The following is a 10752-nucleotide window of genomic DNA, read 5'->3' as shown; positions in this document are numbered from 1 at the left end:
GGGAGAGGGGGCTAGAAGCGGATCGCGGTGTTGCGGATGGCGGTGATTGGCTCCCTCTCCCTCAGGGAGAGGGCTGGGGTGAGGGGACCATCCACCGCAACCCCCCAACCCCGCCCCATTTCCAAACCCCAGAAACGCAAAAACCCGCTTTCGCGGGTTCTTGTAAAGAATTGGTGCCCAGAAGAAGACTCGAACTTCCACGACCGTAAGGTCACCAGCACCTGAAGCTGGCGTGTCTACCAATTTCACCATCTGGGCAGTATCAGCAGCGTTGCTCGCCGTTGATGGGGCGCACTATACGGCCGCCGTTTTGATCTGTAAACCCCTGTTTTGATTTTAATAAACAAGAAATGTCAGGGGCCTGAAACGCAAAAACCCGCTTGCGCGGGTTTTTGTGAGTGACTCAAGATTGCTGTAATCTCAAGCCAGAAATTGGTGCCCAGAAGAAGACTCGAACTTCCACGACCGTAAGGTCACCAGCACCTGAAGCTGGCGTGTCTACCAATTTCACCATCTGGGCATCATCTTCAACGCTGTGCGTCGTCGATGGCGCGCACTATACGGAGGCCATTTTGACCTGTAAACCCCCGTTGTGAAAAATATGCGCTAATTTTCACAAGTGGTCATCCCGGCACTGGTTTTACACCGGGGGCAGGGCTATAAACCGGCTGGCAGCGCCTGAAATTTCCCGTTTCAATACGCGTATGCCAAACTAACGCCTATATAGACAAGGTGAATTCTCTCTAATGGCCGATTGGCAGACCCTCGATCCCGAGGCCGCTCGTGAAGCGGAAAAATATGATAACCCCATTCCCAGCCGTGAGCTGATCCTCAAGCACCTCGACGAGCGCGGCTCTCCCGCCAGCCGCGAGCAGCTGGTGGACGAGTTCGGCCTGACCACCGAGGACCAGCTGGAGGCCCTGCGCCGCCGCCTGCGTGCCATGGAGCGCGATGCGCAACTGATCTACACCCGCCGCGGCACCTACGCGCCGGTCGACAAGCTCGACCTGATCGCCGGCCGCATCAGCGGCCACCGCGATGGTTTCGGTTTCCTGATCCCGGATGACGGCAGCGACGACCTGTTCATGAGCCCTGCGCAAATGCGCCTGGTGTTCGATGGCGACCGTGCCCTGGCCCGCGTGTCCGGCCTCGACCGCCGCGGTCGTCGCGAAGGCGTGATCGTCGAAGTGGTGTCCCGTGCCCACGAAACCATCATCGGCCGCTATTTCGAAGAAGGTGGCATCGGCTTCGTGACCCCGGACAACCCCAAGGTCCAGCAGGAAGTGCTGATCACCCCGGGTCGTCACGGCGCCGCCAAGATCGGTCAGTTCGTGGGCGTGAAGATCACCCACTGGCCGACGGCGCGGTTCCAGCCTCAGGGCGATATCGTCGAAGTGCTGGGCAACTACATGGCCCCGGGCATGGAAATCGACGTGGCCCTGCGCACCTATGACATTCCTCACGTGTGGCCTGAAGCCGTGCTCAAGGAAGCCGCCAAGCTCAAGCCGCAGGTGGAAGAGAAGGACAAGGAAAAGCGCATCGACCTGCGCCACCTGCCTTTCGTCACCATCGACGGTGAAGATGCGCGGGACTTCGACGATGCCGTGTTTTGCGAACCCAAGAGCAAGCTGCGACTGTTCAACGGCGGCTGGACGCTCTATGTGGCCATCGCCGACGTGTCCAGCTACGTGAAGCTGGGTTCGGCGCTGGACGCCGAAGCCCAGGTGCGTGGCAACTCGGTGTACTTCCCCGAGCGCGTGATCCCGATGCTGCCCGAGCAGCTGTCCAACGGCCTGTGCTCCCTGAACCCCAAGGTCGACCGTCTGGCCATGGTCTGCGAGATGACCATCTCCAAGACCGGCGAAATGACCGACTACAGCTTCTACGAAGCGGTCATTCACTCCCATGCGCGCCTGACCTACAACAAGGTCAGCACGCTGCTGGAGCATTCGCGTACCAGCGAAGCCAAGGCCTTGCGCGGTGAGTTCGGCGACGTCGTGCCGCACCTCAAGCAGCTCTATGCGCTGTACAAGGTGCTGCTGGCGGCCCGCCACGTGCGCGGCGCGATCGACTTCGAAACCCAGGAAACCCGCATCGTCTTCGGTTCCGAGCGCAAGATCGCCGAAATCAAGCCGACCGTGCGCAACGATGCGCACAAGCTGATCGAAGAATGCATGCTGGCCGCCAACGTGGCCACCGCCGAGTTCCTCAAGAAGCACGAGATCCCGGCTCTGTACCGCGTCCACGACGGCCCGCCGCCGGAGCGTCTGGAAAAGCTGCGCGCCTTCCTTGGTGAGCTGGGCCTGTCGTTGAACAAAGGCAAGGATGGCCCCTCGCCCAAGGATTACCGCGCGTTGCTGGAGGCCATTGCCGGTCGCCCGGATTTCCACGTGATCCAGACGGTGATGCTGCGCTCCCTGAGCCAGGCGGTGTACAGCGCCGACAACCACGGTCACTTCGGCCTGAACTACGAGGCGTACACCCACTTTACCTCGCCGATTCGCCGCTACCCCGACCTGCTCACGCACCGGGCGATCCGCAGCGTCATCCACTCCAAGCAGGACACCCCGCACGTCAAGCGTGCTGGCGCCCCGACCATCCCGAAAGCGCGTATCTATCCGTACGACGAAGCGGCGTTGGAGCAGCTGGGCGAAGAGTGCTCGATGAGCGAGCGTCGCGCCGACGAAGCGACCCGCGACGTGGTGAACTGGCTCAAGTGCGAGTTCATGAAGGACCGCGTGGGTGAAACCTTCCCGGGCGTGATCACCGCCGTGACCGGTTTCGGCCTGTTCGTCGAGCTGACCGATATCTTCGTTGAGGGTCTGGTGCACGTCACTGCCCTGCCAGGAGACTACTACCACTTCGATCCGATTCACCACCGCTTGGCGGGTGAGCGCACGGGGCGTAACTTCCGCCTTGGCGATACGGTTGAAGTGCAGGTGATGCGCGTCGATCTGGACGAGCGCAAGATCGATTTCGGCATCGGCGAAGCCACGCTGAACCAGCCGATCGGGCGCAAGAACCGCAAGGCCGATGCGCCCGCGGGCAAGCCGAAAAGCTACCCCACCACGCCGGCAGCGGAAAAACCGGCTGCCAAGGCAGCGGTCGAGCCCAAGCGCGCTTCGGCGCCCGCCAAGGCCAGTCGCTCCAGTGGTAATGACGAGGTCTATCGGGCCTCCGATGCGGCGGCGAAAAATGCCGAAGTGCGCAAGAGTCGCGAAATGAAGAAGGCGCTGCTGGCCGACGCGGCCAAGGGCGGTCCGGCCAAGTCCGGCGGCAGCCGCAACAGCGCCGCGTCTGCCGGCGGCGACGCCAAGCCCACCAAGCACCGCAAGGGCCCGTCGAAGTCGGGTAGCCGTAAACCCAAGGCGAAGTCATGAGTCAGTTGGAAAAAATCTACGGCGTGCATGCCGTGGAAGCGTTGCTGCGTCACCATCCAAAGCGGGTCAAGCAGATCTGGCTGTCGGAGGGGCGCAGCGAGCCGCGGGTGCAGACCTTGGTCGAGTTGGCCACGCAGAATCGCGTGGCCGTAGGACAGGCCGAGCGCCGTGAGCTGGATGCCTGGGTCGAAGGTGTGCATCAGGGCGTGGTGGCTGAAGTCAGCCCCAGCCAGGTGTGGGGCGAGGCCATGCTCGACGAGCTGCTGGATCGCACCGAAGGCGCACCGTTGTTGCTGGTGCTGGACGGCGTCACCGATCCACACAATCTGGGTGCCTGCCTGCGCACCGCCGATGCTGCCGGTGCCTTGGCCGTGATCGTGCCCAAGGACAAGTCCGCCACCCTGACCCCTGCTGTGCGCAAAGTGGCGTGCGGTGCGGCGGAGGTCATTCCCCTGGTGGCGGTGACCAACCTGGCCCGCTCCCTGGAGAAGTTGCAGCAGCGCGGTTTGTGGGTGGTCGGTACCGCTGGCGAGGCGGAAAACGAGATCTATCAGCAAGACATGACCGGGCCGACCATCCTGATCATGGGTGCCGAGGGCAAGGGCATGCGCCGCCTGACCCGCGAGCACTGCGATTACCTGGTGAAGCTGCCGATGGCGGGCAGTGTGAGCAGCCTGAACGTGTCGGTGGCTACTGGTATCTGTCTGTTCGAGGCGGTTCGTCAGCGCAATGCCAAGGCGGCTCCCAAGTCGCGGTGAGGCGATAGTTCGGTGGTGCGGGGGCCCCTCACCCCAGCCCTCTCCCTGGGGGGGGAGGGGGCCGTACGCTGGTGTGGCGGATATTGGCGATCTGCTTTCGGCCCCCTCCGCCCCGAATCCCCAGCCATGCCCAACCCCGCCCTCAAGCTGTACAAATATTCACCAATCCTCTTGCTTCCCCCCACCCCCTTCTCTACAATTGCGCCCCTTGCCGTGATGGCTGGTGCATTCGTGCCCATCTGCCCGGCAAGACACACAGTGTCATTCACTCCTTGTCTGACCGCTCTGGCGGCAGGCTACAACCCGTAAGGAGCATTCATGCGTCATTACGAAATCATCTTTCTGGTCCACCCTGACCAGAGCGAGCAAGTCGGCGGCATGGTTGAGCGTTACACCAAGCTGATCGAAGAAGACGGCGGCAAGATCCACCGTCTGGAAGACTGGGGCCGTCGTCAACTGGCCTACGCAATCAACAATGTTCACAAGGCTCACTACGTGATGCTGAACGTTGAGTGCACCGGCAAGGCCCTGGCCGAGCTGGAAGACAACTTCCGCTACAACGATGCCGTGATCCGTAACCTGGTCATCCGTCGCGACGAAGCCGTAACCGGTCAGTCCGAGATGCTCAAGGCAGAAGAGAACCGCAGCGAGCGCCGTGAGCGTCGTGACCGTCCTGAGCACTCTGACAGCGCCGATGGCGATGACAGCGACAACAGCGACGCCAGCGATAACGCTGACGAGTAATCCACGGACCTTTTGAGGAGCCTATTACATGGCACGTTTCTTCCGTCGTCGTAAATTCTGCCGCTTCACCGCTGAAGACGTGAAGGAGATCGATTACAAAGATCTCAACACTCTGAAAGCCTACGTATCTGAAACCGGCAAGATCGTTCCAAGCCGTATCACCGGTACCAAGGCTCGTTATCAGCGTCAGCTGGCCGTCGCTATCAAGCGCGCCCGCTTCCTGGCCCTGCTGGCCTACACCGACAGCCACGGCCGCTGAGACCGGGTCGTCGACACGTAGTAAAAGGATAGATACGCATGCGTGCCCTGGCTGATTTCATCATGCGCGGTCGCGTGCAGGCCACCCTGGTTGTGGTCGGATGTGCGGCATTGCCGCTGTTGTTCTGGTTGAGTGCCGCCGCCGGGAGCCTGGTGTACCTGCGGCGCGGTATGAGTGACGCCTTTGGCGTCCTCGCATGGGCTCTGCTGCCGGCCTTGGCCTGGTGGTACTTCGGCGAACCGCGCACCTTGATGGTGTTGCTGGGCGCGCTGGGGCTTGCGGCGCTGTTGCGCGCGGGGTGGGCCTGGAATCGTGTGCTGCTGGCCAGCATAGCGCTGGGCCTGGTGTACGGAGTGTTGTTGGGTGTGGTGTTTCGCGAACCCATCGAGGCGTTGGCGCAGGCGTTGAATGAACGCCTGCCGCAGATGCTCGGTGGTCTCTACCAGCAGTTGTCGGTAGAAGAGCGGGCACACCTGGGCAGCCTCATTGCACCGGTGCTCAATGGCCTGATAGCGGCCCTGTTGCAAGTCGTCAGCGTGGCAGCCCTGATGTTGGGGCGTTACTGGCAGGCGGCGTTGTACAACCCTGGTGGTTTCGGCAGCGAGTTTCGCGCTGTGCGCATTCCACTCTGGCCGGCGATGTTGCTGCTGGCGTGCATGCTGATCGGGCCGAATTTCGGTCCTCAATTGGCCATGTTGACGCCGCTGTGCAGTGTACCGCTGGTGTTTGCCGGCCTGGCTTTGATGCATGGCCTGGTGAAGCAGGGCAAGCTGGGCAAGTTCTGGCTTGTGGGGATGTACGTCACGCTCGTGCTGTTCATGCAGCTGATCTATCCGTTGCTCGTGGTTTTGGCCATTGTCGACAGCCTGATTGATTTTCGCGGCCGTATCGGGCCGAAAGGCACCGATAGCGATTCCGCGAACGGTGAAGGTTAAAAGTTAAGAGGTTTATACCAAATGGAACTGATCCTGCTGGAAAAAGTCGCCAACCTGGGCAACCTGGGCGATAAGGTAAATGTTAAGGCCGGTTACGGTCGTAACTTCCTGCTGCCATTCGGCAAGGCTACCGCTGCGACCGCTGCCAACCTGGCTGCGTTCGAAGAGCGTCGCGCCGAGCTGGAAAAAGCAGCTGCCGACAAGAAGGCTTCGGCCGAAACTCGCGCTGCCCAACTGGCTGAGCTGGAAGTGACCATCACTGCCACCGCTGGCGACGAAGGCAAGCTGTTCGGTTCGATCGGCACCCACGACATCGCTGACGCCCTGACCGCCTCCGGCGTTGAAGTGGCCAAAGCTGAAGTGCGTCTGCCGAACGGCACCATCCGTAACGTTGGCGAATACGACGTAGCCGTGCACCTGCACAGCGACGTTGAAGCTACCGTACGCGTTGTCGTAGTAGCTGCATAAGTCGACTGGCACCTCGGGTGCCGGGCGGTTTAACATCGGGCACGATCCTGTTTACAGGTCGTGCCCTTTGTCTTTGTAAAGACGCTGTTTTTTGTAACCCGAATTCCAAGTGGCCATGAACGAGATATCCGCTCCCGAGCAATACGATCTGCAAACCGCTGCCCTCAAGGTGCCGCCCCATTCCATCGAGGCCGAACAGGCCGTGCTCGGTGGCTTGATGCTGGACAACAACGCCTGGGAGCGTGTGCTCGATCAAGTCTCGGACGGCGACTTCTATCGTCATGACCACCGTTTGATCTTCCGTGCCATTGCCAAGCTGGCCGACCAGAACACGCCGTTCGACGTCGTGACCCTGCATGAGCAACTGGACAAGGAAGGGCAGGGGACCCAGGTGGGTGGCCTGGGTTACCTTGGCGAACTGGCGAAGAACACGCCGTCGGTCGCCAACATCAAGGCCTATGCGCAGATCGTGCGCGAGCGGGCAACGCTGCGTCAGTTGATCAGCATCAGCAACGAGATCGCCGACAGCGCCTTCAATCCGCAGGGGCGAAACGCCGCCGAAATTCTCGACGAAGCCGAGCGCCAGATCTTCCAGATCGCCGAGGCGCGGCCCAAGACGGGCGGGCCGGTCAGCGTCAACGACCTGCTGACCAAGGCCATCGACCGCATCGACACCCTGTTCAATACCGACGCCGCCATCACCGGGCTGTCCACCGGCTACACCGACCTGGACGAGAAGACCAGCGGTCTGCAGCCGGCCGACCTGATCATCGTCGCCGGGCGTCCTTCGATGGGCAAGACCACGTTCGCCATGAACCTGGTGGAGAACGCCGTGTTGCGCAGCGAGAAGGCGGTGCTGGTGTACTCGCTGGAGATGCCAGGTGATTCGCTGGTCATGCGGATGCTTTCGTCGCTGGGCCGTATCGACCAGACCAAGGTGCGTTCCGGTCGCCTGGACGACGACGACTGGCCACGACTGACCTCGGCGGTCAACCTGCTCAATGACCGCAAGCTGTTCATCGACGACACCGCCGGCATCAGCCCGTCGGAGATGCGCGCGCGGACCCGTCGCCTGGTGCGCGAGCACGGCGAGATCGGCTTGATCATGATCGACTACCTGCAGCTGATGCAGATTCCGGGGTCCAGCGGCGATAACCGCACCAACGAGATTTCCGAGATTTCCCGCTCGCTGAAAGCCCTGGCCAAGGAATTCAACTGCCCCGTGGTAGCGCTTTCCCAGCTCAACCGATCCCTGGAGCAGCGTCCGAACAAGCGTCCGGTGAACTCCGACTTGCGGGAATCCGGAGCGATCGAGCAGGATGCCGACGTGATCATGTTCGTGTACCGGGACGAGGTGTACCACCCCGAGACCGAGCACAAGGGCATCGCCGAGATCATCATCGGCAAGCAGCGTAACGGTCCGATCGGTTTCATTCGCCTGGCCTTCATCGGCAAGTACACCCGCTTCGAAAACCTGGCGCCGGGCAGCTACAACTTCGACGACGACGAGTAGCGATCCGCGGGTCCGGCCCCATCGCCGGCAGTGCCCGCTCTCACAGAGATCGCGGCGCCGCGCTTCCCACGCAACGCCTTGTAGTAGCGGGTTCTGCCCGCGATGAATTTGCCACCAATTTCCGCTGGTACCCATCGGAATTGGTTATTTTTTGTGCTATATTCCGCGCCCGCGATTTTTCATACGGTCATCGACATGCAAGCAGCCAAGCCGCTTTTTGACTATCCCAAATACTGGGCCGAATGCTTCGGCCCAGCGCCTTTCCTGCCCATGAGCAGGGCGGAGATGGATCAGCTTGGCTGGGATTCCTGCGACATCATCATCGTCACCGGTGATGCCTATGTCGACCACCCGTCGTTCGGCATGGCCATCATCGGCCGGCTGCTGGAAGCCCAGGGCTTTCGCGTGGGCATCATTGCTCAGCCAAACTGGCAGTCCAAAGACGACTTCATGAAGCTCGGCGAGCCGAACCTGTTCTTCGGTGTCGCGGCCGGCAACATGGACTCGATGATCAACCGTTACACCGCCGACAAGAAAGTCCGCTCCGATGACGCCTACACGCCGGGCGGTCTGGCCGGTTCGCGGCCCGATCGCGCCAGCCTGGTGTACAGCCAGCGCTGCAAGGAAGCGTACAAGCATGTGCCGATCGTGCTCGGCGGCATCGAGGCGTCGTTGCGCCGCATCGCGCACTACGACTACTGGCAGGACAAGGTCCGCCATTCGATCCTGATCGACGCCTGCGCCGATATCCTGCTGTACGGCAACGCCGAGCGGGCGATCGTCGAGGTGGCCCAGCGCCTGTCCTATGGCCAGAAGATCGAAGACATCACCGACATCCGCGGCACCGCGTTCATTCGCCGCGACACGCCGAAGGATTGGTACGAGGTCGACTCGACCCGCATCGACCGTCCGGGCAAGGTCGACAAGATCATCAATCCGTACGTGAATACCCAAGACACCCAGGCCTGCGCCATCGAGCAGGAAAAGGGCAACGTCGAAGACCCGAACGAAGCCAAGGTCGTGCAGATCCTGGCCAGCCCGCGCATGACGCGGGACAAGACCGTCATCCGCCTGCCGTCCTTCGAGAAGGTCCGCGGCGACGCCGTGCTCTATGCGCACGCCAACCGCGTGCTGCACCTGGAGACCAACCCCGGCAACGCCCGCGCCCTGGTGCAGAAGCATGGTGAAGTGGACGTGTGGTTCAACCCGCCGCCCATTCCCATGACTACCGAGGAAATGGACTACGTGTTCGGCATGCCCTACGCCCGGGTCCCGCACCCGGCGTACGGCAAGGAGAAGATCCCGGCCTACGACATGATCCGTTTCTCGGTGAACATCATGCGTGGCTGCTTTGGCGGCTGCACCTTCTGCTCGATCACCGAGCACGAAGGTCGAATCATTCAGAACCGTTCCGAAGAGTCGATCATCCGCGAGATCGAAGAGATCCGTGACAAGGTCCCAGGTTTCACCGGGGTGATTTCCGACCTCGGCGGCCCCACCGCGAACATGTACCGCATCGCTTGCAAGAGCCCGGAAATCGAGTCCGCGTGCCGCAAGCCATCGTGCGTGTTCCCTGGCATCTGCCCGAACCTGAACACCGATCACTCCTCGCTGATCCAGCTGTACCGCAGCGCTCGGGCCTTGCCTGGGGTGAAGAAGATCCTCATCGCCTCGGGTCTGCGCTATGACCTAGCGGTGGAGTCGCCGGAGTATGTGAAGGAACTGGTCACGCACCATGTGGGTGGCTACCTGAAAATCGCTCCGGAGCATACCGAAGAAGGCCCGTTGAACCAGATGATGAAGCCGGGTATCGGCTCCTACGATCGGTTCAAGCGCATGTTCGAGAAGTTCTCGAAAGAGGCTGGCAAGGAGCAGTATCTGATCCCGTACTTCATCGCGGCCCACCCGGGCACTACCGATGAGGACATGATGAACCTGGCGCTGTGGCTCAAGGGCAATGGCTTCCGCGCTGATCAGGTGCAGGCGTTCTACCCTTCGCCAATGGCGTCGGCGACCGCCATGTACCATTCGGGCAAGAACCCGCTGCGCAAGGTCACCTACAAGAGTGACAACCTGACCATTGTCAAGAGCGAGGAGCAGCGTCGTCTGCACAAGGCGTTCCTGCGCTATCACGATCCCAAGGGCTGGCCGATGCTGCGCGAGGCCCTGGAGCGCATGGGCCGTGCCGATCTGATCGGGCCGGGCAAGCACCAGTTGATCCCGTTGCATCAGCCGGCTACCGATACCTATCAGAGCGCGCGACGCAAGAACTCCACCCCGGCAGGCAGCCACAAGGTGGCCAAGGAAACCCGCATCCTGACCCAGCACACCGGTCTGCCGCCGCGGGGCAGTGATGGTTCCAAGCCTTGGGACAAGCGCGAGCAGGCCAAGGCCGCGGCCGACGCCCGCAACAAGCAGGCCGCCAAGGACCGTCAGCAGGCTGCCAAACCGGCCAAGGGCAAGAAGAAGCCTACGCGTCAGCCGGTCCTCCCGCGCTAGGCCTTCGGGCTGCTATCGGCAGGACCGCCGCCATCGCGGGTAGAACCCGCTCCCACAAGGGTCCTGCCTGTCCAGACCAGAGCTGCAGCCCCCCCCTATCTTCTGTGGGAGCGGGTTCTACCCGCGATGGGGGCGGCGCGGTGTGTCTGGGGGGTGAGGGGTGGGGCTGACGCGGCTTACGCCGCTGCTACATTAT

General features: G+C 61.8%; 8 protein-coding genes and 2 tRNA genes. 8 read left to right on the top strand and 2 right to left on the bottom strand.

What is annotated here, in order from left to right; translation table 11 throughout:
* Positions 1-171: 171 nt before the first annotated feature.
* Both B3397_RS16255 and B3397_RS16250 read right to left on the bottom strand, forming a co-directional pair.
* A tRNA-Leu gene (locus B3397_RS16255) sits at positions 172-258 on the bottom strand.
* Between the two features lie 175 nt (positions 259-433).
* Positions 434-520, bottom strand: a tRNA-Leu gene (locus B3397_RS16250).
* Between the two features lie 226 nt (positions 521-746).
* On the opposite strand from B3397_RS16250, the gene rnr reads away from it, so the two are divergent.
* From rnr to B3397_RS16210, 8 genes are all read left to right on the top strand, one after another.
* Positions 747-3380 carry a ribonuclease R gene (gene rnr / locus B3397_RS16245; protein ID WP_296251962.1) on the top strand — a complete coding sequence of 878 codons (2634 nt, stop codon included), beginning with the start codon at positions 747-749 and terminating at the stop codon, positions 3378-3380.
* A complete protein-coding gene (gene rlmB / locus B3397_RS16240) occupies positions 3377-4138 on the top strand; it encodes a 23S rRNA (guanosine(2251)-2'-O)-methyltransferase RlmB (RefSeq protein ID WP_296251961.1) in 762 nt (253 codons plus the stop codon). Before rnr ends, rlmB begins: the two co-directional genes overlap by 4 nt.
* A gap of 318 nt (positions 4139-4456) precedes the next feature.
* A complete protein-coding gene (rpsF, locus tag B3397_RS16235; RefSeq protein ID WP_003439045.1) occupies positions 4457-4882 on the top strand; it encodes a 30S ribosomal protein S6 in 426 nt (141 codons plus the stop codon).
* A 28-nt stretch (positions 4883-4910) separates the two neighbouring features.
* On the top strand, positions 4911-5141 hold the full coding sequence (gene rpsR, locus B3397_RS16230) for a 30S ribosomal protein S18 (protein ID WP_008368574.1): 231 nt from the start codon (positions 4911-4913) through the stop codon (positions 5139-5141).
* Between the two features lie 38 nt (positions 5142-5179).
* Entirely contained in the window at positions 5180-6076 is an 897-nt protein-coding gene (locus B3397_RS16225) for a hypothetical protein (protein WP_296251940.1), read from the top strand.
* A gap of 21 nt (positions 6077-6097) precedes the next feature.
* Positions 6098-6544 carry a 50S ribosomal protein L9 gene (gene rplI, locus B3397_RS16220; protein ID WP_043191123.1) on the top strand — a complete coding sequence of 149 codons (447 nt, stop codon included), beginning with the start codon at positions 6098-6100 and terminating at the stop codon, positions 6542-6544.
* Between the two features lie 115 nt (positions 6545-6659).
* Positions 6660-8057 carry a replicative DNA helicase gene (dnaB, locus tag B3397_RS16215; RefSeq protein ID WP_296251938.1) on the top strand — a complete coding sequence of 466 codons (1398 nt, stop codon included), beginning with the start codon at positions 6660-6662 and terminating at the stop codon, positions 8055-8057.
* Between the two features lie 195 nt (positions 8058-8252).
* Positions 8253-10556, top strand: a complete 2304-nt coding sequence (locus B3397_RS16210) for a YgiQ family radical SAM protein (RefSeq protein ID WP_296251936.1) — start codon at positions 8253-8255, stop codon at positions 10554-10556.
* Positions 10557-10752: the final 196 nt, after the last annotated feature.

This window comes from Pseudomonas sp. UBA4194 (assembly GCF_002379585.1).
Taxonomy (GTDB): Bacteria; Pseudomonadota; Gammaproteobacteria; order Pseudomonadales; family Pseudomonadaceae; genus Aquipseudomonas.
The sequence above is the reverse complement of the archived record's forward strand: the minus strand, read 5'-3'. Positions and strand labels throughout refer to the sequence as shown.

Bases quoted from the DNA above. Each gene is read 5' to 3' on its own strand.
- rnr (WP_296251962.1), top strand. From the start codon at position 747: ATGGCCGATTGGCAGACCCTCGATCCCGAGGCCGCTCGTGAAGCGGAA.
- dnaB (WP_296251938.1), top strand. From the start codon at position 6,660: ATGAACGAGATATCCGCTCCCGAGCAATACGATCTGCAAACCGCTGCC.
- B3397_RS16225 (WP_296251940.1), top strand. From the start codon at position 5,180: ATGCGTGCCCTGGCTGATTTCATCATGCGCGGTCGCGTGCAGGCCACC.
- rpsF (WP_003439045.1), top strand. From the start codon at position 4,457: ATGCGTCATTACGAAATCATCTTTCTGGTCCACCCTGACCAGAGCGAG.
- rpsR (WP_008368574.1), top strand. From the start codon at position 4,911: ATGGCACGTTTCTTCCGTCGTCGTAAATTCTGCCGCTTCACCGCTGAA.
- B3397_RS16210 (WP_296251936.1), top strand. From the start codon at position 8,253: ATGCAAGCAGCCAAGCCGCTTTTTGACTATCCCAAATACTGGGCCGAA.
- rplI (WP_043191123.1), top strand. From the start codon at position 6,098: ATGGAACTGATCCTGCTGGAAAAAGTCGCCAACCTGGGCAACCTGGGC.
- rlmB (WP_296251961.1), top strand. From the start codon at position 3,377: ATGAGTCAGTTGGAAAAAATCTACGGCGTGCATGCCGTGGAAGCGTTG.